The sequence below is a fragment of the Ensifer sp. EB106-05-01-XG146 genome, from assembly GCF_058791875.1.
The window spans coordinates 2,671,717-2,695,531 of the sequence record NZ_JBYTDX010000001.1 but is presented as its reverse complement, the minus strand read 5'-3'; the positions used below and the strand labels follow the sequence as shown (position 1 = coordinate 2,695,531).

At 62.7% G+C, this 23,815-nt stretch carries 19 protein-coding genes; 11 read left to right on the top strand and 8 right to left on the bottom strand.

Features of this window, described 5'->3' with window-relative positions:
* Positions 1–12 precede the first annotated feature (12 nt).
* Together AC3WVQ_RS13410 and xylF are read right to left on the bottom strand one after the other, a co-directional pair.
* Complete coding sequence (locus AC3WVQ_RS13410) at positions 13–1,338, bottom strand: sugar ABC transporter permease (RefSeq protein ID WP_060518850.1); 1,326 nt, start codon at positions 1,336–1,338, stop codon at positions 13–15.
* Between the two features lie 226 nt (positions 1,339–1,564).
* The gene (gene xylF / locus AC3WVQ_RS13405) at positions 1,565–2,602 is read right to left on the bottom strand and encodes a D-xylose ABC transporter substrate-binding protein (RefSeq protein ID WP_034793921.1); all 1,038 of its coding nucleotides are present in this window, start codon (positions 2,600–2,602) and stop codon (positions 1,565–1,567) included.
* Positions 2,603–2,948: 346 nt separating this feature from the next.
* On the opposite strand from xylF, the gene AC3WVQ_RS13400 reads away from it, so the two are divergent.
* Together AC3WVQ_RS13400 and AC3WVQ_RS13395 are read left to right on the top strand one after the other, a co-directional pair.
* Complete coding sequence (locus tag AC3WVQ_RS13400) at positions 2,949–4,175, top strand: ROK family transcriptional regulator (protein WP_060518848.1); 1,227 nt, start codon at positions 2,949–2,951, stop codon at positions 4,173–4,175.
* 116 nt (positions 4,176–4,291) lie between these two features.
* Positions 4,292–6,652, top strand: a complete 2,361-nt coding sequence (locus AC3WVQ_RS13395) for a bifunctional diguanylate cyclase/phosphodiesterase (RefSeq protein WP_090298123.1) — start codon at positions 4,292–4,294, stop codon at positions 6,650–6,652.
* 87 nt (positions 6,653–6,739) lie between these two features.
* Here AC3WVQ_RS13395 and iolG read toward each other — a convergent pair whose 3' ends face one another.
* Entirely contained in the window at positions 6,740–7,732 is a 993-nt protein-coding gene (gene iolG, locus AC3WVQ_RS13390; RefSeq protein ID WP_034793914.1) for an inositol 2-dehydrogenase, read from the bottom strand.
* A gap of 335 nt (positions 7,733–8,067) precedes the next feature.
* Here iolG and AC3WVQ_RS13385 point away from each other — a divergent pair, with 335 nt between their 5' ends.
* Positions 8,068–8,322, top strand: coding sequence for a hypothetical protein (locus AC3WVQ_RS13385; protein WP_090298120.1), 255 nt, complete (start codon positions 8,068–8,070; stop codon positions 8,320–8,322).
* Between the two features lie 3 nt (positions 8,323–8,325).
* Here the strand turns inward: AC3WVQ_RS13385 and AC3WVQ_RS13380 are convergent, their stop codons facing one another.
* Both AC3WVQ_RS13380 and AC3WVQ_RS13375 read right to left on the bottom strand, forming a co-directional pair.
* Entirely contained in the window at positions 8,326–8,775 is a 450-nt protein-coding gene (locus AC3WVQ_RS13380) for a hypothetical protein (RefSeq protein ID WP_060582450.1), read from the bottom strand.
* Positions 8,776–8,850: 75 nt separating this feature from the next.
* Complete coding sequence (locus tag AC3WVQ_RS13375) at positions 8,851–9,822, bottom strand: LysR family transcriptional regulator (RefSeq protein WP_034793895.1); 972 nt, start codon at positions 9,820–9,822, stop codon at positions 8,851–8,853.
* A 288-nt stretch (positions 9,823–10,110) separates the two neighbouring features.
* Between AC3WVQ_RS13375 and chvE the strand changes: the two genes are divergently transcribed.
* From chvE to AC3WVQ_RS13335, 8 genes are all read left to right on the top strand, one after another.
* A complete protein-coding gene (chvE, locus tag AC3WVQ_RS13370) occupies positions 10,111–11,178 on the top strand; it encodes a multiple monosaccharide ABC transporter substrate-binding protein (RefSeq protein WP_034793892.1) in 1,068 nt (355 codons plus the stop codon).
* Positions 11,179–11,275: 97 nt separating this feature from the next.
* Positions 11,276–12,811 (top strand): multiple monosaccharide ABC transporter ATP-binding protein, encoded by a 1,536-nt coding sequence (gene mmsA, locus AC3WVQ_RS13365; protein WP_034793889.1) that lies wholly within the window; start codon positions 11,276–11,278, stop codon positions 12,809–12,811.
* On the top strand, positions 12,811–14,019 hold the full coding sequence (mmsB, locus tag AC3WVQ_RS13360; RefSeq protein ID WP_060582451.1) for a multiple monosaccharide ABC transporter permease: 1,209 nt from the start codon (positions 12,811–12,813) through the stop codon (positions 14,017–14,019). Before mmsA ends, mmsB begins: the two co-directional genes overlap by 1 nt.
* A gap of 168 nt (positions 14,020–14,187) precedes the next feature.
* A complete protein-coding gene (gene araD1, locus AC3WVQ_RS13355; protein WP_090298117.1) occupies positions 14,188–15,183 on the top strand; it encodes an AraD1 family protein in 996 nt (331 codons plus the stop codon).
* Positions 15,184–15,249: 66 nt separating this feature from the next.
* Positions 15,250–16,683: an aldehyde dehydrogenase family protein gene (locus AC3WVQ_RS13350; protein ID WP_492382797.1), complete on the top strand. Its 1,434-nt coding sequence runs from the start codon at positions 15,250–15,252 to the stop codon at positions 16,681–16,683.
* A gap of 55 nt (positions 16,684–16,738) precedes the next feature.
* Complete coding sequence (gene araD, locus AC3WVQ_RS13345; RefSeq protein WP_034803454.1) at positions 16,739–18,484, top strand: L-arabinonate dehydratase; 1,746 nt, start codon at positions 16,739–16,741, stop codon at positions 18,482–18,484.
* A gap of 517 nt (positions 18,485–19,001) precedes the next feature.
* On the top strand, positions 19,002–19,388 hold the full coding sequence (locus tag AC3WVQ_RS13340; protein ID WP_089045052.1) for a hypothetical protein: 387 nt from the start codon (positions 19,002–19,004) through the stop codon (positions 19,386–19,388).
* Positions 19,389–19,619: 231 nt separating this feature from the next.
* Positions 19,620–20,288 carry a hypothetical protein gene (locus AC3WVQ_RS13335; protein ID WP_090298344.1) on the top strand — a complete coding sequence of 223 codons (669 nt, stop codon included), beginning with the start codon at positions 19,620–19,622 and terminating at the stop codon, positions 20,286–20,288.
* A 51-nt stretch (positions 20,289–20,339) separates the two neighbouring features.
* On the opposite strand, the gene AC3WVQ_RS13330 is transcribed toward AC3WVQ_RS13335, so the two are convergent.
* The 3 genes from AC3WVQ_RS13330 to AC3WVQ_RS13320 all read right to left on the bottom strand — a co-directional run bounded on the left by AC3WVQ_RS13330 (position 20,340) and on the right by AC3WVQ_RS13320 (position 23,655).
* Entirely contained in the window at positions 20,340–21,203 is an 864-nt protein-coding gene (locus AC3WVQ_RS13330; protein WP_060518839.1) for a transglutaminase family protein, read from the bottom strand.
* 115 nt (positions 21,204–21,318) lie between these two features.
* Positions 21,319–22,257: an alpha-E domain-containing protein gene (locus tag AC3WVQ_RS13325; RefSeq protein ID WP_034803460.1), complete on the bottom strand. Its 939-nt coding sequence runs from the start codon at positions 22,255–22,257 to the stop codon at positions 21,319–21,321.
* A 3-nt stretch (positions 22,258–22,260) separates the two neighbouring features.
* On the bottom strand, positions 22,261–23,655 hold the full coding sequence (locus AC3WVQ_RS13320; RefSeq protein ID WP_034803477.1) for a circularly permuted type 2 ATP-grasp protein: 1,395 nt from the start codon (positions 23,653–23,655) through the stop codon (positions 22,261–22,263).
* Between the last annotated feature and the right edge of the window lie 160 nt (positions 23,656–23,815).

Genomic DNA, 23,815 nt, shown 5'->3' with positions numbered 1-23,815 from the left:
GGATCGTACTCCTTACTTGGCGCGGGCGCGGTAGACGGTGTCGAGCCAGACGGCGACGACGAGGACTACGCCGACGACGATGCGCTGGAACGGACTGTCGATCCCCAAGAGCACCATGCCCGACTGTAGGGATTGCATGACGAGCGCGCCGATCATGGCGCCGGCGATCGTGCCGACGCCGCCGGCAAGCGAGGTGCCGCCGATGACGGCTGCAGCAATCGTGTAGAGCTCGTCGAGTTCGCCTTGCGCGTTGGTTGCCGCATTGAGGCGGGCGGTCGAGATCGCCGCGGCGATGGCGCAGAGGATGCCCATCAGCGTGAAGATCTTGACGGTAACCCAGCGGGTCTTGATGCCGGCGAGTTCGGCCGCTTCCGGGTTGCCGCCGAGCGCAAAGACGTAGCGGCCGAAACGCAGGCGGGTGGCGATGAAGGTCATGACGATGCCGACGGCGATCGCCATCAGCACCGGAATGGCAATGCCGTGGGAGATCAGCAGACCGCCGTCCGGCCAGGCGATGCCGTTGGCGTCGGCATATTTGCGGGCGATGTTGGTCGGCCAGTAGTAGCTGTTGGCAACGGCGATCGCGCCGAGAACCAGGATACAGCCGAGGATCGCCAGGAAATACTCCGCCCAGATCGGACGGAGCGGGAAGCGGAAGCGCTTGCGCTGCTTGCGCGAATTGAGGATGGCGGCGACGATGGCGATGCAGGCAAGGATGCCGACGATCCAGCTTGCCGTTGCGCCGATCGAGCCTTCAGTGCCGCCGCCCATCAGGCGGAAGGTGGCGTTCATCGGCGCGACCGTCTGGCCGCTGGTGACGAACCAGGTGGCGCCGCGCCAGACGAGCAGGCCGCCCAGCGTGACGATGAAGGCGGGCACGTTGAGGAAGGCGACGATCGAGCCCTGCAGCGCGCCGATGGCGGCACCGACGGCGATGCCGCTCAGAAGGGTGATGATCCAGATGGCCGGGTGTTCGAGGCCGAGATATTGCGGCAGGAACTTCGCCTGCATGACCCCCATGACCATGCCGCAGAAGCCGAGCACGGAGCCGACGGAGAGGTCGATGTTGCGGGTGACGATGATCAGCACCATGCCGGTCGCCATCACGGCGACGGAGGAGGTCTGAACCGTCAGGTTCCACAGGTTGCGCGGCGTCAGGAACAGCCCGCCGGTCATGATCTGGAAGCCGACCCAGATGATGACGAGCGCGCCGACCATGCCGAGCAGCCGGGTGTCGATCTCGGTGGCGCGGAAGAAACGTTTTACCGGGTTCTCGTCCGCTGTACGGGCGCGATTTGTCTGTGCGCCCTTTGTGTTGCCTTGTGTGATGTCGGCCATGGACGTGCCTTCCCCCCACTTATGTTGTTGATGTCATCGCGTCAGTGGCACCAAGAGCCCCAAGTGGACGCGACAAGTCCGGTACGACGGCAGAAACCGAGCCTTCGTGCTGATTGTGCGGTCGCGGTAGCGGTATTGTCCGCCGCGTCCGCACCTTGCGCAAGCGCCGCAACGGGTTGCGTTGCGGCGCTTGTCTTTTGTCAGCGCTCAGTTCTGCTGGTGCGGCTTATTTGCAGGCCGCGACGTCGCCCTTGACGCCCTGGCAGGCTTCAGCCTTGGAGATCCAGCCCGCGTCGATGACGACGTTCAGGTTGTCCTTGGTGATCGGCAGGGGAGCCAGGAAGACCGACTGCATGGCCACGCCCTTCGGGCCGCCGTTGAAGGTAGTGACGCCAGAGACTTCTTCCATCTTCTTGCCGCCGGCAAGTTCGACGGCGACTTCTGCGGCGCGCTTGCCGAGTTCACGGCTGTCTTTCCAGACCGAGACGGTCTGCGTGCCGAGAGCAACACGGTTCAGGGCCGCCTTGTCGGCGTCCTGGCCGGAGACCGGAACGGAGCCGGCCAGGCCCTGGGCATCGAGGGCTGCGACCGCACCGCCCGCGGTGCCGTCGTTGGAAGCGACGACCGCATCGACCTTGTTGTCGTTGGCGGTCAGGAACTGCTCCATGTTCTTCTGGGCGTTTTCAGGCTTCCAGCCGTCGGTATAGGCTTCGCCGACATTCTTGATCTTGCCGGCGTCGACGGCTTCCTTCAGCACTTCCATCTGTCCGGAGAAGAGGAAGTCGGCGTTCGGGTCGGAGGACGAGCCCTTGATGAAGACATAGTTGCCTTCCGGCTTGACCTTGAACACTTCGCGGGCCTGCATGCGGCCCACTTCCTTGTTGTCGAAGGTGATGTAGAAGGCGGCCGGGTTTTCGATCAGGCGGTCATAGCCGACGACCGGAATGCCTTCGGCAGCGGCCTTTTCGATCGCCGGGCCGATGGCGTCGCTGTCCTGGGCGAGCACGATCAGTGCGTTGGCGCCCTGAGCGATCAGCGACTCGATGTCGGTCAGCTGCTTGGCGGCGGACGACTGGGCGTCAGCGGAAATGTACTTGTCGCCCGAGGCTTCGAGGGCTGCCTTGATGGCGGCTTCGTCGGTTTTCCAACGCTCTTCCTGGAAGTTGGACCAGGATACGCCGACGACCAGGTCCTTCGCCTGGGCAACGGAATGCAGGGAAACGATGACGGCAACCCCTGCCATCAGCTTCAAAACGGTTTTCATTTCATCCTCCCGAGTGAGGGCCGGCCAAGCGTGCGAACCTCCCGCACCATCCTCCGCCAGCCTTAAGACGCTGTCGTAGATCGTGCCGCTACATTGTGCGGAATTATTTTCTCGACAGTCGAGAAAATGAATGTCATGGATTTTTGAGGCTGTCAACACGGTGCGAAAGCTTGGTTGCGGCATCAACAAGGTGCTCCGCGAGCGGTCGCGTCCGATGTTTCTCGACCGCCCTGAAAATCGGTGCCACAAGGCTGTCGACAAGGCGTTCTGCTCCTTGTCTTGCCGTTCAACAGATGCTTTGGGAGGGGCATGTGTTCGAAGGATCCGCCACTGACAGGGACGTCTCATGCTGACCAAGTCCAGCACTGAGCTCGTGCGTCAGCAAAACAGCGCGTTGGTCCTTGCGGCGCTCAGGCGCGCCGGCAATCTCTCCCATACGGAAATCTCTGCCGAGACCGGGCTTGCCTCCGCGACCGTTTCGGCGATCACGGCGGAACTGGAAAAGGCTGGTGCGCTCGCCAAGGCAGAGCAGCAGGTCCAGGGCGGGCGCGGGCGGCCGCGGGTGCTGTTCACGCCACGCCGCGATCACGGTCATCTGATCGTCGTTCGGATCTCGTCCGACATCGTGCAATATTCGCTGGTCGACTACGGCGGCACGTTGCTCGACCGCTTCGACGAAAGCCGAAACCACGACGAGCGCGGTACGGCCCCTTTCGCCCGGGCATTCGTCGATGCGCTCGAGCGCCTGTTGCAGCGGTCGAGACTGGAGCGGAACCAGGTACTGGCCGTCTCTATCAGCAGCAAGGGCCTGGTCGACGGCGCGTCCGCGCGGCTCTTGTGGTCGCCGGTGTTCGGGCGGGAGGAACTGGATTTCGCCGCGCTGCTCGCGCCGGACTGGCGGGCGAAGGTCATGCTCAGCAACGAAACCCTTCTGGTCGCGCAGGCCCTCGCCGCCCAGGCAGAGCGCAAGCCGGAGAGCGGCTTCAGGGCGCTTGCGGCGATCTCGCTCGGCCACAGCATCGGCCTTGGTGTTGCCCGCAAGAGCCAGAGCGGCGATATGGATGTCAGCGCGCCGAATTTCGGCCACATGCTGCACGCGCCGTCCGCGGGCCTTTGCCGCTGCGGCGCCTATGGCTGCATCGAGGCGGCGGCCGGGTTCTACGGCATCCTGCGCGCGGCGTTCGAAGTGCCGGCAGATACGATCCCCGCCAAGTTCGTTCCGGTGACGGAGCTCGACAAGATTGCCGCCAGCGCACGACAGGGCCACCGCATGGCCGGCTATGCCTTTCGCCAGGCCGGCATCGCGCTCGGCAACGGCATCTCGCGCATGTTGAGCCTCTACGAGCGCATGCCGGTCCATGTCACCGGACCCGGCATCCGATACTTCGATCTGATGCTGCCCGGGATCGAGGAGGGGCTTGCCCAATCGATGCAGATCCGTCTTCAGGGGCCGCCGGAAATCACGGTCGTTGCCGACGAGCAGCGCCTGGTTTTCGAGGGGCACCTGGCGCGGGCGCTGGGTGTGATCGATGGCGACATCGCCAGCGTCGGCGGATCGGCGATGCACGGTTGAGGCGAATTTTCGGGCAACCATTTTTGGGGTTGTACCGAAGGCGAACAATTCCAGTGATACAATTTACGGTTATTTAGCGACTCCTTGTCAAGGTGACCCTGACGCGGGAGACGATTATGTTTTCAGTGATTGCATGCATACGCGACGATCATGACTGGCGCCTCATCCTGGTTGCCGCGATCGTCTGCCTGGCAGGCAGCGTCGCGACGATGCTGCTCCTGTTGCGCGCGCAACGAAGCGAAGGCAGCCAACGCGGTTTGTGGATCGCGGCAAGCGGTTTTGCCTGCGGTATCGGCGTCTGGTCCACCCATTTCATCGCCATGCTCGCCTATGACGGCGGCGTTCCCGTTGCCTATGGCGCCTGGGGCACGCTCCTGTCGGTGGCCGTGGCGATCGCAGCGTCCTGGATGGCCTTTGCGATCGGTCTTGGCGGGCGCTCGCATCTCTCGATGACCTGCGGTGGCCTGCTGCTCGGCGCCGGCATCGCGGCGATGCACTTTACCGGCATGCGGGCAATCGAGATCCAGGGACATATTGCCTACGATCCCCAATCCACCGTCTCCGCAGTCCTCGCCGGGACGGTGCTGGCCGGTGCCGCGCTCTACGCCTTTCAGCTCTTGCGCGGCGTGCGGCGCCTGGTCGTCGCGTCGCTCCTGCTGGTCGTCGGCATCTGCGCGTTGCACTTCACCTCGATGAGCGGCATCACGCTGGTGCCCGAGGCCAATGTCGCCGTTGCCGATACCATCCATCCCGCCTGGCTTGCAGGCGGCGTCATTGCCGCTTCGACCACATTGATCGTGCTCGCCTTCGGCGCGCTCTTCCTCGACCGGCATCTGACGGATCTGCGCGGACTCGCCAATGCATCGCTCGAAGGCATGGCGATCGTCTTCGATGGCGTAATCGTGGACGCCAACGAGCGCTTCGCGGGCCTGACAGGTCGCAAGCTTTCGGAGCTTTCCGGACGGCACCCGGCAGACATCTTCGTCTTCGGCGAGGAGGGGTTGGACGCCCACAGACACGGCGACGGTCCGGGCGAAATCGACCTCTTGAACGCAGAAGGGCGCACCATTCCCGTCGAGTTCATGTGCCGTACGATCGAGTATCGCGGCCGGGAATGTGACGTGATCTTCGTGCGTGACCTGCGGGCGCGTAAGGAAGCCGAGCGCACGATCGAACATCTCGCCCATCATGACGCGCTGACGGACCTGCCGAACCGCGCCTTCTTCGACCGCAGGCTGGGCCAGACGCTGGCGGCGGCGGCTGCGAGAAACGAGGAACTGGCGATCCTCTGCCTCGACCTCGACCGCTTCAAGGCGGTCAACGATATCTTCGGCCATGGCGAGGGCGACCGCATCCTGATGAAGGTCGCCGATATCCTGCGCGCAGCCGTCGGCGAGCAGGATACGATCGCCCGGCTCGGCGGCGACGAGTTCGCGATCATCCAGGTGGGCGGCAGGGAGCCGGAGGCGGCGCGGCAGTTGACGGACCGGATCCTGGCGCTGTTTGCTGCCGAGATGGACACCAATCGTGACCCGACCGCCGTCGGCGTCAGCATCGGGGCTGCGATCTTTCCGGCAGACGGGCAGACGGCGGATCAGTTGCGCAACAATGCCGACACGGCGCTCTACCGCGCCAAGCAGAGCGGCAAGGGCATCGCCTGCTTCTTCGACCGGGAGATGGACGAGGCGGTACGCACCCGCCGCCAGATCGAAAACGACCTGCGCCATGCGGTGCTCCGCCGACAATTCTTCCTCGAATACCAGCCACTGGTCGAAGTCCAGAGCGACCGGATCATCGGCTACGAAGCGCTGCTGCGCTGGGAGCATCCGCAGCGCGGGTTGATCGGCCCGGATGTCTTTATCCCGATTGCCGAGGAGAGCGGCTCGATCATCCAGATCGGCGAATGGGTGCTGGAGCAAGCCTGCACGGAAGCGGCGAAGTGGAACGAGCCCCTGCCGATCTCCGTCAACATTTCGCCGGTCCAGTTCCTTTTGCCCAACCTCTTCGACCAGGTTGCGAACATCCTGCGCCGCACCGGCCTTAATCCCTGGCGGCTCGAACTTGAGATCACCGAGGCGGCGCTGATGCACAATCGCGAGGACGTGCTGGCAGTGCTGGTGCGGCTACGGGTCCTTGGTGTGCGGATCGTCATGGACGATTTCGGCACCGGCCATTCGTCGCTGAGCAACCTTCAGACGTTCCCCTTCGACAAGCTGAAGATCGACTGCAGCTTCACCGCGGCGCTGGAAAAGGACCCTTCGGCGCAGGCGATCGTCCGGGCGATCATCGCGCTTGGCCACAGCCTTAGGCTCGCGGTCGTGACCGAGGGCGTCGAAACCGAACGGCAAAGACAGATCCTTGCGGAGGAGGGCTGCCTGCAGATACAGGGCTTTCTCTCCGGTCGGCCGGGTGCCGCGCCCAGCACCGGCCAGGAAACCGCGCGCCGGGAGAAGGTGCCGGCGCGCGCCGACGGTTGAAACGGCCGCGGCCGGGCAGTGCGGATACGAAAAAGGCCGGGCATATGGCGCCCGGCCTTTTTCCTTGATCGGTCGTCGGTCGAAGGCTCAGGCGACGCTGATCTGGCGCTTTTCGACGACGGACTTTACAGCCGCATCGGCAAGCGCGAGAGCCGCGAGACCATCCTTGCCGGACGGCGTGATTTCCGCACCCTTTTCGATCGCGGCGATGAAGCTCTCGATCTCGTTGGCATAGGCTTCGGTATAGCGGGTCATGAAGAAATCGTGCAGCGGCGGGCGGGTGTAGCCGTCGCCATTGGCGATCTCGATCGAGACCGGGCGCTGGTTCTCGGCGGAAGCCACGCCCTTCGAGCCGTGGACTTCGATGCGCTGGTCGTAGCCGTAGGTGGCGCGACGGGAGTTGGAGATGATCGCCTGCTTGCCGGACGCCGTCTGCAGGATGACCGAAACGCTGTCGTAGTCGCCGGCTTCGCCGATCGCCTTGTCGACGAGAACGGCAGCGGTTGCCGTCACCGAGACCGGCTCTTCGCCGAGCAGGAAACGGGCCATGTCGAAGTCATGGATGGTCATGTCGCGGAAGATGCCGCCCGAACGCTTGATATAGTCGACCGGCGGGGCGCCCGGATCGCGCGAGGTGATCGTCACCATTTCGACATCGCCGATCTTGCCGGCGTCGATCGCCTTCTTCACGGCCATGAAATGCGGGTCGAAGCGGCGGTTGAAGCCGACCATCAGCTTGGCCTTGGTTTCGCTCACGACCTTGAGGCAGGCCTTCACGCGCTCGGCGTCGAGATCGACGGGCTTCTCGCAGAAGATCGCCTTGCCGGCGCGGGCGAAGCGTTCGATCAGGTCGGCATGGGTATCGGTCGGCGTGCAGATGACGACGGCGTCGATGTCCTTGGCCGCTTCGATCGCTTCGATGGTGCGGACCTCGCAGCCATACTGCTTGGCGATGGCATCGGCGGCGGCGGGGAAGGCATCGGCGACGGCAACAAGCACAGCGTCGGGATTGCCGCTGACGGCTTTCGCATGAACCTTGCCGATGCGGCCGGCGCCCAGAAGACCAAATCTGACTGTCATCTCTGTTTCTCTCGAATTCCGGTTCGCGACCGGGAAGGGGCGTGATGATCGGCGCTCATCGCGCAAAGGCGCCGCGGAACGCTGCTTCCGCGAATGGTTTGGAGAATTGCCACGAAAGACCGCGCGTTGGAACGCTGCGCTCAGCACCTCTCCCTTGATACCTCCGTTTCTACTCGGCAACTTCCTATTTAGAATGAAGTCGCCGATGTAGATTATTTCGGAATTTTTATTCCATTTTTATTGCGTCCGTCAAGGGAGTCGGAGGCCATGGCCTTGCCGTCAGCGACGAATTTCCCCTAAATGGGACGCACGCGACAAGGCCACCAGAGGACAGAATGCTCAAATTCATCGATCCGGACCATCCCTTCTACCGCCCACTGTGGATCCGTCTGCTGATCGTGGGCTTCTGCGGCGTCTGGACAGTGGTCGAGTTCCTGGGCGAGCAAGCGATGTGGGGGATGATTTTCCTCGCGGTGACCGCCTATGCCTCGGCGGCTCTCTTGGTTTTCTACAAGCCGAGCGAGAAGGGCGTCGAGAAAGCTGGGGACGAGGGGCAAGGCAAGGGCGACGGGAGCGACGCTGCCGGCTGAGGTTCACGGCGCCGGGGTGATGGCGCGCATCTGCTTTGCGGCTTCGTCAATCAGCATGTTGGCGAGTTTCATGCGCACGGTGGCGTTGGCGCGAAACGCGGCCGGCAGACGGTCCGGATGGTTCAGGGCCGCGAAGGCCCGGCGCTTTGCCGCAAGCGTCATTTGTGTTTCGCTGTCGACAAGGGCCAGTTCCTCGGCCACGTCGGCAAGGGTCGTACGGCTGAGATAGTCCGGCATCACCGGCGGAGGTGGCGGCTCCACGAAGGACGCATCGAGATAGGCGCGCTCCACGGCGCCGAAGGCCGCCGAGCGGGCGCTTTCGGCCGCAAAGGCGTTGTCGAATGCCGGGGCGTAAGGCGTGGCGACGCGCGTCGCTTCGGCCGGTGCCGGTTCGATATCCTCTTCCGATTTCAGCCGCTCGAGCACCGACTGAAAGACTGACATTCCAAACATGACGTCTCCGATCGCGGCGCACCATGGCAGGCGGAGATTATCTCGGGCTGATCAGACTGATCATGCCCGGGCTGATCAGGCGCGGCCCTGCTTGAGGATCAGGTCGTAGAGCAGCTTGGCGCTCGGCGGCAGCGCGCGTCCCTCGGCAGTGATCAGCCCATAGGGTTTGATTCGGATCGGGATTTCGGTCTTCAGGATGCGGATTTCGCCGGCCGGCGTACCGTTGCCGGCAATCAGGTTGGCGACGTCGAGTGCCACAGGTGCAATCGCGTTGGTGTTGCGCACCATCGACAGCGTCAGGATGATCGAGGAGGTGTTGATCACCGTCGCCGGCAGTCTCACCCCGGCCGCCACGAAACTGTCTTCGACTGCGCGTCTCAGAAGGGTGCCGGGCGGCTGGAATACCCAGTCATAGGAGGGCAGGTCCTCGGCGACGACCATGGGCTTGTCGAGCAGCGGATGGCCGTCGCGCACGATCAGGCAAACCTCCTCGTAGCCGATCTCTACCATGTTGAAGAGCCGCGGCGGCTGGTCGTCGGGGATGCGGCCGATGATGAAATCGTGGCGGGCGGCGAGCAGTTCCCTTGCCAGCACGTTGCTGTTTTCGATCTGGACGTTGATCTCGATGCCGGGATAGGCGGTCATCACCTGACGGATGGCGGGCACGGCGAGATTGAGCGCCGGGCCTGTGACCGAGCCGAGCGAAACCGAGCCGCCGCTGCCGGTCTTCAACTCGTTGATCTCGCGCGATGCCTCCCGGAGTTCCAGAAAGATGCTGCGCGCGCGTCGCGCCAGCGCTTCGCCATAGGGCGTCAACAGGACACCGCGGGCAACGCGTTCGCAGACCGGCGCCTTCAGCATGGTCTCGATTTCCGAGAGCATGCGCGAGGCCGCCGGTTGCGAGATGCCGAGGGCGTCAGCGGCGGCGCTGATGCGGCGGTGATCGTCGATCGCCAGAATCAGCCGGAGGTGGCTGATCTTCAGGCCCGAGCGGAAAAGCGTCGAATCGAAGAGTTCGCCGGCGGTGCTCGGTTTCTGATCGCGCATTTCAACCTCTGCGTTTTTTTCTTTGGTTTTCAGGGATTTTCAAAAATCACACTGTTTGCGCTCGATATATCATTTTTGGTATGTATTCAAAGCAATATTGTATTTGACAGTTATATGGTTTCATTCCAGTTTTTGCTTATGTGCCAGCGCATGTAGGAGCATGCGAGGCGGGGAGGCCTCTCCTTCACCTTGATCCGCTGCCGGAGACGAAGATCTCGGGCGGCGGATTGCTGCGCATAGACGGAAAGGCTCTCGCCTGCCGGCTTCAACTTTTTTGGGAGAGAACTGATGAAATTGATGACTTCGCTTCTCGCAGCCGCCGCGATTTCGATCGCGTCCTTCGCTGCACCGGCATTTGCGCAGGACAAGGGCACGGTCGGCATTTCCATGCCGACGAAGACGTCGACCCGCTGGATTTCCGACGGCGAGACCATGGAGAAGCTGTTCAAGGAAGCTGGCTACACGCCGGACCTGCAGTTTGCTGACGACGACATCCCGAACCAGCTCGCTCAGATCGAGAACATGGTGACCAAGGGCGCCAAGGTTCTCGTCATCGGCGCCATCGACGGCACCACGCTCTCCGACATCCTGCAGAAGGCCCACGACGCCGGCGTCAAGGTCATCGCCTATGACCGCCTGATCCGCGACTCGGGCAATGTCGACTACTACGCCACCTTCGACAACTTCCAGGTCGGCGTGCAGCAGGCAACGTCGCTGGTCCAGGGTCTCAAGCTCGACGGCGCAACCGAGCCGAAGAACATCGAGCTCTTCGGTGGTTCGCCGGACGATAACAACGCCTTCTTCTTCTACGACGGCGCGATGTCGGTCCTGCAGCCGCTGATCGACAGCAAGAAGATCGTCGTCAAGTCCGGCCAGAAGGGCATGGACCAGGTCGGCACGCTGCGTTGGGACGGTGCCGTGGCCCAGGCCCGCATGGAAAACCTGCTGTCGTCGAACTACACCGACGCCAAGGTCGATGGCGTTCTGTCGCCCTATGACGGCCTGTCGATCGGCATCATTTCGGCGCTGAAGGGCGTCGGCTACGGTTCGGGCGACATGGCAATGCCTGCCGTCACCGGCCAGGACGCCGAACTGCCGTCGGTCAAGTCGATCCTTGCCGGCGAACAGTATTCGTCGATCTTCAAGGACACGCGCGAACTCGCCAAGGTCACCGTCGGCATGGTCAACGCGATCATGGAAGGCAAGGAGCCGGAAGTGAACGACACCAAGACCTATGACAACGGCGTCAAGGTGGTTCCGTCCTACCTGCTGAAGCCGGTTGCCGTCGACAAGTCCAACATCAAGGACGTGCTCGTCAGCTCGGGCTACTACACCGAAGACCAGATCAACAACTGATCTTTTTGAGCGTGAGGGCCCGTGCATGCGCGCGGGCCCTTTTATCCAGATGACGGAGCCGGTACTCTCTTGAAGACTGCCGCTGGAATGACTGAACATGGACAATATCATTCTTGAAATGCGGGGCATCACCAAGACGTTCCCGGGCGTCAAGGCGCTGGACAATGTCAGCTTCAAGGTCCGCGAAGGCGAGATCCACGCACTCGTCGGCGAAAACGGCGCCGGCAAGTCGACGCTGATGAAGGTGCTGAGCGGCGTCTATCCCGCCGGCACCTATGATGGCGAAATCCACTATGGCGGCGAAGCCCGCCGCTTCTCGACGATTTCCGACAGCGAAGACCTCGGCATCATCATCATCCACCAGGAACTGGCGCTGGTGCCGCTGCTGTCGATCGCCGAGAACATCTTCCTCGGCAACGAGATCGCCAGCAACGGTGTGATTCACTGGCCGCAGACCTTTGCCCGTACGCAGGAACTGCTGAAGAAGGTTGGCTTGAGCGAATCCCCGGCGACGTTGATCACCGACATCGGTGTCGGCAAGCAGCAACTGGTCGAGATCGCCAAGGCGCTTTCGAAGAAGGTGCGGCTGTTGATCCTTGACGAGCCGACCGCCTCGCTCAACGAAACCGATTCCGATGCGCTTTTGAAGCTGCTGATGGAGTTTCGCACCCAGGGCATGACCTCGATCATCATTTCGCACAAGCTGAACGAGATCCGGAAGGTTGCCGACCAGATCACCATCCTGCGCGACGGCGGCACGGTCGAAACGCTCGACTGTCACAGCGAAGACATTGGCGAAGACCGGATCATCAAGGGCATGGTCGGCCGCGCCATGGAAGATCGTTATCCGCCGCGCGAACCGAAGATCGGCGAGACGCTGCTCGAAGTGAAGAACTGGAACGTCTTCCACCAGCAGCACCGCGACCGGCAGTTCCTGCACGACGTCAATTTCACCGTGCGCGCCGGAGAGGTCGTCGGCATCGCCGGGTTGATGGGGGCAGGGCGCACCGAAACGGCGATGAGCCTCTTCGGCAAGTCCTGGGGCCACAAGATCACCGGCGACGTGACGATGCGCGGCAAGCCCGTCGACGTCAGCACCATTCCGCGTGCGATCGATGCGGGGCTTGCCTATGTCACCGAGGACCGCAAGCAGCTCGGGCTCGTCTTGATCAACAACATCAAGGAGAACACAACGCTCTCCAATCTGAAGGCGGTGGCCGCGAACGGCGTCATCGACGATCGCAAGGAAGCGAAGGTCGCCTCCGACTATCGCTCGAAGCTGCGCATCCGTTCGCACTCGATCTATCAGGAAACGGTCAACCTTTCGGGCGGCAACCAGCAGAAGGTCGTCTTGTCCAAATGGCTGTTCACCAATCCGGAAGTTCTCATTCTCGACGAGCCGACACGCGGTATCGATATCGGCGCGAAGTATGAGATCTACACCATCATCAACCAGCTTGCCGCCGAGGGTAAGGGCATCCTGATGATCTCATCGGAAATGCCGGAGCTGCTTGGAACCTGCGATCGCATCTACGTCATGAACGAGGGCCGCATCGTCGCGGAGCTTTCGAAGGCGGAAGCGAGCCAGGAATCCATCATGCGTGCCATCATGCGTTCAGGGGAGAAACACTAATGGTCGCCGATACGAGCACCCAAAACAACAAGCCCTCGATCGGGGACTATCTCAAGAACAACATCCGCGAATACGGCCTGCTCGTCGCGCTCGTGGTGATCATGCTGTTCTTCCAGTTCGTCACCAACGGCGTGCTGTTCAAGCCGGTCAACATCACCAACCTGGTGCTGCAGAACTCCTTCATCGTCATCATGGCGCTCGGCATGCTGCTGATCATCGTTGCCGGGCATATCGACCTGTCGGTCGGCTCGATCGTCGCCTTCATCGGCGCGATCTCGGCGATCATGCTGGTGAAATGGGGCTTGCCCGCCATCATCGTCATTCCCGCCTGTCTGATCGTTGGCGGCATCATGGGGGCGGCCCAGGGCTATTGGGTCGCCTACCAGAAGATCCCGTCCTTCATCGTGACGCTGGCCGGCATGCTGGTGTTCCGCGGGCTCACCTATGTGGTGCTCGGCGGCCGCCCGATCGGTCCGTTCCCGAAGGAATTCCAGCTGCTGTCGACCGGCTTCGTTCCGGATTTCCTCTATTTCCTCAATCCGGCGCCCGAGACCATTCAGAACATGGTGGCGCTCGTCGCCGTCATCGCGCTCGTCGGCTACGCGATCTACGCGGGCATTCGTGACCGCAAGATCAACGAGCAGCACGGCACGGAGAACGAGCCGTTCATTTTCTTCGCCGTGCAGATGGCTGTCATCGCTGCCGTGGCGCTGTTCATCGGCTTCCAGCTTGCGACCTATCGCGGCCTGCCGAACGTGCTGATCGCCATGGCCGTGCTGATTGCGCTCTATACCTTCGTCACCACGCGCTCGACGATCGGTCGCCGCATCTATGCCATGGGCGGCAACGTCAAGGCGACCAAGCTTTCGGGCATCAACACCGAGCGGCTGACCTTCTACACCTTCGTCAACATGGGCGTGCTTGCGGCACTCGCCGGCATGATCATCACCGCTCGCCTCAATTCGGCAACGCCGAAGGCCGGCGTCGGTTTCGAGCTCGACGTCATTGCGGCCTGCTTTATCGGCGGTGCCTCGGCGTCGGGCGGTGTAGGCAAGATCATCGGGGCCGTCATCGGCGCCTTCATCATGGGCGTGATGAACAACGGCATGTCGATCATGGGCATCGGCATCGATTACCAGCAGTTGATCAAGGGCCTCGTGCTGCTCGCTGCCGTGTTCTTCGATGTCTACAACAAGAACAAGGGTTGAGCGGAAAGCCATAAGACCCGACGCGAACCAGTAACATTCACCGGCAGCCACAGCTGCCAGGATCGGCGGATTGGTCCGCCGGAATTGGGTGGCGAAAGCCACCCACGGGGACGCTTTTGCCTTGAAGAGGCGAACACAGCGACCCAAGACGATAGGAAGGATAGCATCGTGCTGATTTCGCAGATCAGGAACGAAGACGGGTCGATCACGGTGGCGGTACGGCTGCCGGGTGAGGCGGCGCATGCGGTGAACGGCGCGACAAGCGTCTATGCGCTGGCGATGGAAGCGGCCAATGCCGGACGGAGCCTGAAGCAGACGATCGAGGCCAAGGGGCTCGGCGCCGCCGTCGACCTCGAAAAGGCCTATGCGGAGGGGCGCTTCCTGCCGCCGATCACTCATCCGGATCCGGCACACCTGCACCTGACCGGCACGGGTCTCACCCATCTCGGCTCGGCTGCGACCCGCGACGCCATGCACAAGAAGACGAGCGAGGCGGCCGAGGAAACCCTGACCGACTCGATGAAGATGTTCCGCATGGGGCTCGAAGGCGGCAAGCCGAGGGCCGGCGAAACAGGCGTGCAGCCGGAATGGTTCTACAAGGGCAACGGCACCTCCGCCGTGGCGCCGGGGAATGCGCTCGTCTCGCCCGCCTTTGCCGAGGATGGTGGCGAAGAGCCGGAAATGGCCGGCATCTATGTGATCTCCGAGAAGGGCGTTCCGTTCCGCATCGGTTTTGCCGTTGCCAACGAATTCTCCGACCACAAGACCGAGAGGGTCAACTATCTCTGGCTCGCGCATTCGAAGCTGCGCCAGGCGAGCTTCGGTCCGGAGATCCGCATTGGTGTCGCACCGGAGGACATTCGCGGCTTGTCGCGTATCCTGCGTGGCGGCAAGGTGCTGTGGGAAAAGCCGTTCCTGTCGGGCGAAGCCAACATGTCGCACAGCTTCGCCAATCTCGAGCATCACCATTTCAAGTATGGCTTGTTCCGCCAGCCGGGCGACATCCACGTGCACATGTTCGGCACGGCGACGCTGTCCTTCGGTGATGGCATCCGCACCGAGGAAGGTGACGTGTTTGAGATCGAGGCCGATGGTTTCGGCCTTCCGCTCCGCAACGCTCTCGCGATCGCAGCTGACGAAGAGGTCGCGATCCGCCAGCTCTGACACATCTCCTAAGCGCGACCGTTCGCGAGGGACGGTCATGCGCATCTATGAAGGAGGCCTGAGGCCATGACTTTGCACCAGAACCTGATTGCCGGCGAATGGGTCGGCGGTGACGGGGTCGCCAACATCAACCCATCCAACACCAACGACGTGGTCGGCGAATACGCCCACGCGTCGGCGGACGATGCGCGCGCAGCGATCGCTGCCGCCAAGGCGGCGTTTCCGGCCTGGTCGCGCTCGGGTATTCTCGAGCGCCACGCGATCCTGAGGAAGACCGCCGACGAGATCCTTGCGCGCAAGGACGAACTCGGAAAGCTCTTGTCGCGCGAGGAAGGCAAGACATTGGCCGAAGGCATCGGCGAGACGGTGCGCGCCGGCCAGATCTTCGACTTCTTCGCCGGCGAGTGCCTGCGGTTGGCGGGCGAAGTGCTGCCGTCGGCAAGACCCAATATCGGCGTCGAGATCACCCGCGAGCCGGTCGGTGTCGTCGGCATCATCACGCCCTGGAACTTCCCGATCGCCATTCCCGCCTGGAAGATCGCGCCGGCGCTTTGCTACGGCAACACCGTCGTCTTCAAGCCGGCCGAACTGGTGCCCGGCAGTTCCTGGGCGATCGTCGACATTCTTCACCGCGCCGGCCTGCCGAAGGGTGTGTTGAACCTCGTGATGGGCAAGGGCTCGGTCGTCGGCCAGGCCATGCTCGACAGTCCCGACATTCACGCCATCACCTTCACCGGCTCGACCGGCACGGGAAAACGCGTGGCGCTCGCCTCCGTCGAACACAATCGCAAATACCAGCTGGAAATGGGCGGCAAAAACCCGTTCGTCGTGCTTGACGACGCCGATCTTGCGGTCGCGGTCGAGGCGGCGGTCAATTCCGCCTTCTTCTCGACCGGCCAGCGTTGCACGGCATCTTCGCGCCTCATCGTCACCGAGGGTATTCACGATCGGTTCGTGGCGGCCATGGGCGAACGGATGAAGGGGCTTGTGATCGACGACGCCTTGAAGGCCGGCACCCAGATCGGTCCGGTGGTCGATGAGAGCCAACTCAACCAGGACACCGACTATATCGCCATCGGCCGACAGGAAGGCGCCAAGCTTGCCTTCGGCGGCGAGCTTCTGAAGCGCGACACGCCCGGCTTCTACCTGCAGCCGGCGCTGTTTACCGAAGCGACGAACGCGATGCGCATTTCTCGGGAAGAGATCTTCGGGCCGGTCGCAGCCGTCATCCGCGTCAAGGACTACGATGAGGCACTCACGGTCGCCAACGACACGCCCTTCGGTCTGTCCTCGGGGATTGCCACCACCAGCCTCAAGCACGCGACCCATTTCAAGCGCAATGCCGAAGCCGGCATGGTGATGGTCAACCTGCCGACGGCGGGCGTCGATTTCCACGTGCCCTTCGGCGGGCGCAAGGGCTCGTCCCATGGCTCGCGCGAGCAGGGGCGCTACGCCGCCGAGTTCTACACCACCGTCAAGACGGCCTACACGCTCGCCTGAAGCACGCCGTCATCGGGCCCGCGTGAACGGTGCGGGCCGCACAAGGAAGGAAGAGATGAAGAAGAAAGCTGAATGGCCGCGCAAGCTGCGTTCGCAGGATTGGTTCGGCGGTACCGGCAAGAATGCCATCATGCACCGCTCCTGGATGAAGAACCAGGGCCTGCCCGCCGACACCTTCGATGGCCGGCCGATCATCGGCATCTGTAACACCTGGTCGGAGCTGACGCCGTGCAACGCGCATCTGCGTGATCTCGCAGAGCGGGTGAAGCGCGGCGTCTACGAGGCCGGTGGCTTCCCGGTCGAATTCCCGGTGTTTTCCGTTGGCGAAAGCACGCTGCGGCCCACGGCGATGATGTTCCGCAATCTTGCGGCCATGGACGTCGAAGAGGCGATCCGCGGCAATCCGGTCGATGGCGTCGTGCTGCTTGGGGGCTGTGACAAGACCACGCCGAGCCTCCTGATGGGGGCTGCGAGCGTCGACATTCCGGTCATCCTCGTCTCCGGCGGCCCGATGCTGAACGGTAAGTGGCGCGGCAAGGATGTCGGCTCAGGCACGGCGATCTGGCAGTTCTCGGAAATGGTGAAGTCCGGCGAGATGTCGCTCGCCGAATTCATGGATGCGGAGCAGGGCATGGCCCGCTCGGCCGGCAGCTGCATGACCATGGGCACGGCCTCGACCATGGCCTCGATGGCCGAAGCGCTCGGCATGACCCTGCCCGGCAATGCGGCGATCCCTGCCGTCGATGCCCGCCGCCGGGTGATCTCCCAGCTCTCCGGCCGCCGCATTGTCGACATGGTCAAGGAGGATCTGAAGCCTTCGGATATCCTGACGAAGCAGGCCTTCGAGAACGCCATTCGCGTCAACGGCGCTGTCGGCGGCTCGACCAACGCCGTGCTGCACCTCTTGGCGCTTGCCGGCCGTGTCGGTGTCGACCTCAGTCTCGACGATTGGGATCGCCTCGGCCGCGACGTGCCGACGATCGTCAACCTGCAGCCGTCGGGCAAGTACCTGATGGAGGAGTTCTATTATGCCGGCGGCCTGCCGGTCGTGATCAAGGCCGTGGGCGAAATGGGCCTCCTTCACAAGGATGCTGTGACCGTCACCGGTGACACGATCTGGAACGACGTCAAGGATGTCGTCAACTACAATGACGACGTCATCGTGCCGCGCGACAAAGCGCTGACCAAGTCCGGCGGCATCGCGGTGCTGCGCGGCAATCTTGCGCCCAAGGGCTGCGTGCTGAAGCCGTCCGCCGCATCGCCGCACCTGATGCAGCACAAGGGCCGGGCGGTGGTGTTCGAGAGCATCGAGGACTACCACGCCCGCATCAATCGCGATGATCTCGACATCGACGAGACCTGCGTGATGGTGCTGAAATATTGCGGCCCGAAGGGTTACCCGGGCATGGCCGAGGTCGGCAACATGGGCCTGCCCCCGAAGGTGCTGAAAAAGGGCATTACCGACATGATCCGCATCTCCGATGCGCGCATGTCCGGCACGGCCTACGGTACGGTCATCCTGCACACGGCGCCGGAAGCGGCCGATGGCGGCCCGCTGGCACTGGTTCAAAACGGCGACATGATCGCCGTCGACGTGCCGGCCCGCACCATCCATCTCGATGTCTCCGACGAAGAACTGGCCCGTCGTCGCGCTGCCTGGGTGTCGCCGGTGATGCCGCTCAAGGGTGGTTATGCCGGCCTCTACGTCAAGAGCGTGATGCAGGCCGACACGGGCGCGGATCTCGACTTCCTCGTCGGTCCGCGCGGCGCGGAAATTCCGATGAACCGCGACAGCCACTGACGCTGTCGGCGCGAGAGCGGACAGTTCGCTCTTGTCTTTGGCGCTCAACACAGCTCGCGTCATATCAGACGCGCAAAGGCCGCCGTCGCACCGTAATTGCGGTGCGACGGTCCCAGGTGCCAGCGTCGAGGAGGCCGCTGCGAGCTGAGCAGGCTTGGCGCACCCGCAAGCATCGTCGCGGGACGGGACCTGTAACTTTTATGCTGGCACTGACCCGCGACCGTCTTCATCGCTGCAATCAGCCCTAGTCGGCGGGCCTGTTCATCTTCCCTTACCTCTGGGTAACCACTGACCGCGCGGTGCGTATTGGCGTCGCAGCGTCGACGTCATAGTTTTCCCCCGCGACGTTGCGTGCCTGCAGGTGGGCGGCCGCGGCAGTGCTCCATTGATCGGAGACGATCGAAGGATAAATGCAGCAGCCGAACAGCCGTCAGCTATCTTGCGGCGAGAAGGAGCATGCGCCTCGGCTTGGCCGTCGGAGCGTGTCGGAACCTATGATCTAAGGGAGTGAAGAAGCGTGCCGTTAACAGATCTTATCGATTCGTATTGCGCTGCCTGGTCGTCGGAGGACGCCGAGCAGAGGCGGGCGTTGCTGGTGCCGATCTGGGCCGATGGCGCAACGTACACGGACCCGACGGTTCATGCCGCCGGTGCAGAAGAACTGCTCGCGCACATTGCAGGTATTCAGGCTGGGCACCCGGGCGCGCGTATTACTCGGACAAGCGACGTGGATGTTCATCATGGGATCGCACGCTTCGCCTGGCGATTTGTGATGCCCGACGGATCATCTTTCCCCGAGGGTCTGGACATCGCATTCCTCGATCCCAACGCGACGCGCATTACGCGCATCATCGGTTTTTTCGGGCCATTGGCCAGCCTTCCAGCGTCATCAGACGTCCTTTGATCGGCTAAGAGCCTCAGAACGATCACCGCACCACTTTCAGTGCGGCGATCCTGTTTGGGTGCCAAGGCCATCGTTTCGAAAAGACACGCCTTCGGCCGCATCTTTGCCGTGTGTTATCCACACTGGGCAAAACCCTCGCTTTTCGGCTGATCCGCTGCAACCGGCAGCAATCCTGCGACGTATCCCCTTTGTCGGGGCCATTCCGACCCTGACCTTGTTAGGAGGACGATCATGCGGAGGAATGTTCTTGCGTTGTCGCTCGGTCTTCTTGCGACGGTGGCGCTGTCCCAGCCGGCATTTTCACAGAGTGCGAACGGTCTTGGCGTCGGCGTGTCCGTCGGTGGCCCGAGCGGGCTGAACGCCAATGTCGGACTTGGTGGCTCGAACGGCCTTAAGGCCGATATCGACGCATCGCTCGGCGGCGCAAACGGCGTCAATGCCAACGCAAACGCCTCGATCGGCGGTGCGCAAGGCGTCAACGCCGATGTGCAGGCGAGCGCCGGCGGCGCCAATGGCATCAACGCGGATGCCGATGTCGGCCTTGGCGGCGGAAAAGGGCTCAACACTTCGGTCAATGCCACGGTCGGTGGACGGAATGGCCTGACTGCTGGTCTCAAGGCCAATGCAGGCGGCGGCAACGGCGTCGGGCTTGGGCTCGGCGTGGGAGTTGGAACGGGATCCGGCGGCGGGAGCTCCGGGGGTGACGGCAGCGTTGGCGGTGGAACCGGAGGCGGTTCGGGAGGCTCGGTTTCACCAGGCGCTTCGATGGCCGCGTTCAATGCACTGCCCGCCGGCGAGCGGGTCAAGCTGATCAAACGCTGTCGCGATGTCGTTGGCGGCGGTTATGACAGCGGGCTGGTTTCGCTCTGCCGCATCCTGCAGGCGAGCGCCTCGCGGTAGTCGGAACATCCGGTAGCTTCGACGGGGCGTCGCCGCCGCCCCGTCTCCGACCTACTGACTCTGATTTTGGCTCTGGCCCCGGGCCTGGCTTTGATTCTGGCTTTGGCTTTGGCTTTGCTGCTGCTGTTCGACCGTGACCGACACCTTCAGCGTCTCCTTCGCCTCGCCGTGGATCAGCCCGGAGATGGGGGCGGCGTCGCGGTAGCAGAGGCCGGAGGCGATGCGGACATAGCGATCATCTGGGCAGATCTTGTTGGCTGCATCGAAGCCGACCCAGCCGAGCCCGTTGAGATGCACCTCGGCCCAGGCATGGCTGGCCGTCTGTTCGGGGTGCCCCTCCATCATCAGGTAGCCCGAGATGTAGCGCGCCGGTAGATCGAGCGAGCGGGCCGCTGCGATCAGGATATGGGCATGGTCCTGGCAGACGCCTTGGCCGCTTTCCAGCGCATCCTCGGCCGTCGTTTCCGCATGGGTCTCGCCGGGTTTGTACGTCACCGCCTCGTGGATCGTCTCCATCAGCGCATGCATGCGGGCAAGGGCGGTGTCACCTTCGGCGGATTTTGCGAGCTCGCGGATGAGCTTTCCGGCCTTGGTAAGCGGTGTTTCGCGTGCAAAGAGCCACAGCGGCACATAAGACTGGTGCGGGCCGAAGACGCCGGCGCGGTCCTCCGTGTGGACCTCGCCGGAGGCCGTGATATGGATCGTTTCGCGGTCGCCGTCGATGCTGACGAGGTGAACACGGTTGCCGAAGTGGTCGTCGTAGTTCACTTCGATCGCAGCGCCATCGACGAGGGTCTCCCAGCCGAGCACGGTCTGGCCCACCTGGGTGAGCGGCGTCAGCCGCAAGCGCTGCAGGGCATACTGCACGGGCTCGTCATAGTGATATTCGGTCGTGTGGCTGATCTTCAGGTGCATGCCATCCTCCGATCTAGAACGCTTCCGGTCAAAACGGAGTTGTGAAAGCGCTCTATCTCCTTGTTTTTACGCAATTCCAAACGCGAAACGGCGTTACACTTTCGCTGAAACTGCTCTAGTAGAATCGGTAGCCGTCGGAGATTTCCTGTCCCAGACGGTTGTTGTGGCTGATGAATTCTTCGAGATACTCATGCAGCCCCTGATCCATGATGTCCTTGATCGACTGGCTGCGCAGCGACGCTAGCGTCCGGTCGGCCGTCTCGTGGGCGGCATGGCGTTCGCCATACTCCCGTTCGAGGTAGCCGAGGTTGCTGGCGATCTTCTCGTAGCAATACGCAAGCGAGCGCGGCATGCGGCCGTTGGAAATCAGGAAGTCGGCGATGTTGGCGGGGCGGAGCTCGGCGTCATAGACCCAGCCATAGGCGCGATGCGCCGAGACCGAGCGCAGAATCGATTCCCACTGCACATTGTCCATCGACGAGCCGACGGCGGCGACCGCCGGCAGGAGCACATAATACTTAACATCGAGGATGCGGGCGGTGTTGTCGGCCCGTTCGATGAAGGTGCCGATGCGCGAGAAATTGAAGATCTCGTTTCGAAGCATGGTGCCGTGGAAGGCGCCACGGATGAGGCCGGCGCGGCGCTTGATCATGTCGATGATCTCCGGCATGTCCGTCGGGCGCGCCTTCTTCGACAGCATTGCCCTCATCTCGAGATAGCACTCGTTGGTGGCTTCCCAGGTTTCGCGCGTCAGCGCCGTGCGCACCATGCGGGCATTGTGACGCCCCGCCTCGATGCAGGACATCACGCTTGAGGGATTGGCCCGGTCGCGCAGCAGGAAGTCGATCGCGTCGATGCTCGTCAGCGTCTCGTGCACCTCGTCATAAAGTTCGCGCACGCCCGCACTTTGCAGCACACCGTCCCAGTCGCCCTCCGTTGCCTCGCTGCGGGTCAGCGCCATGCGCAGGCCGGCATCGATCAGCCGGGCGCTGTTTTCGGCGCGTTCGATATAGCGGAACATCCAGTAGAGGCCGTTTGCAGTTCTTCCGAGCATCTCTCAGTCCTCCAGCACCCAGGTGTCCTTGGTCCCGCCACCCTGGCTGGAGTTCACGACGAGCGAACCGGCTTTCAGCGCCACGCGCGTCAGGCCGCCGGGGATGATCTGGACCTTGTCGGAGACGAGGACATAGGGGCGAAGGTCGACGTGCCGGGGCGCGATGCCCTTGTTGACGAGGATCGGCACGGTGGAAAGGGAAAGCGTCGGCTGGGCGATGTAATTGGTCGGGCGGGCTTTCAGCTTCTCGGCGAAGACGGCGCGTTCCTTCCTGGTCGCCGTCGGGCCTACCAGCATGCCGTAGCCGCCTGAGCCGTGGACCTCCTTGACCACCAGCTCTTCCAGATGCTCGAGCACGTATTTGAGGCTCTGCGGCTCGGAACAGCGCCAGGTCGGGACGTTTTCCAAGAGCGGCTTGCGGCCGGTATAGAACTCGACGATCTCGGGCATGTAGGAATAGATCGCCTTGTCGTCGGAAATTCCGGTGCCGGGCGCGTTGGCAATGGTGATGTTGCCGGCGCGGTAGACGTCCATGATGCCTGGAATGCCGAGGGCGGAATCCGGTCGGAAGGTGAGTGGGTCGAGGAAGTCGTCATCGACGCGGCGGTAGAGCACGTCGATCGCCTCGTAGCCGCGGGTGGTGCGCATCTTCACCTTGCCGTCGATCACCCGCAGGTCCGATCCTTCGACGAGCTCGACGCCCATCTGGTCGGCGAGGAACGCGTGCTCGTAGTAGGCCGAATTGTAGATGCCGGGCGTCAGCACCGCGACGCGCGGCTTGCCGCTGCAGCCGGGAGGTGCGAGCGAAGAAAGGCTCTGGCGCAGCAGGTAGGGGTAGTTCTCGACCGGGCGCACGCGGTTTTGATGGAAGAGTTCCGGGAACATCTGCATCATCGTTTCGCGGTTCTCCAGCATGTAGCTGACGCCGGATGGGGTACGCGCGTTATCTTCGAGAACGTAGAACTGGTCTTCGCCGGTTCTGACGATGTCGGTGCCGACGATATGGGTATAGACGCCGCCCGGCGGGCGGAAACCGATCATCTGCGGCAGGAAGGCTTCGTTCTTTTCGATCAGTTCGCGCGGGATGCGGCCGGCGCGGATGATTTCCTGCTTGTGGTAGATGTCGTCGAGAAAGGCGTTGAGCGCGATGACCCGCTGTTCGATGCCCTGGGCGAGCTTGCGCCATTCGCGGCCGGAGATGATGCGGGGGATGAGATCGAAGGGGATGAGCTTTTCGGAACTGTCTGCGTGTCCGTAGACCGCGAAGGTGATGCCGGTTTTCCGGAAGATGTTCTCGGCGTCCTTGGATTTCGCTATGAGCCGATTTCTGTCCTGGCTGGCATACCAATCATGATAGGTCGAATATGGCTGGCGCGGACTGCTGTCCGCATTCATCATTTCGTCAAATGCCAAAGGCGTGGTCCCCTTATTTTTGACCATTTGAGTACAAGGCTGGTTGCAATGCAAGAAGCGTGCTCAGTCGCCTGAAAAGAAAGTTGGCCACGCCAGAAGCGCCCGTTCGCGGGGAAATCTGCCCAACGACAGGGCAGCCGCATCC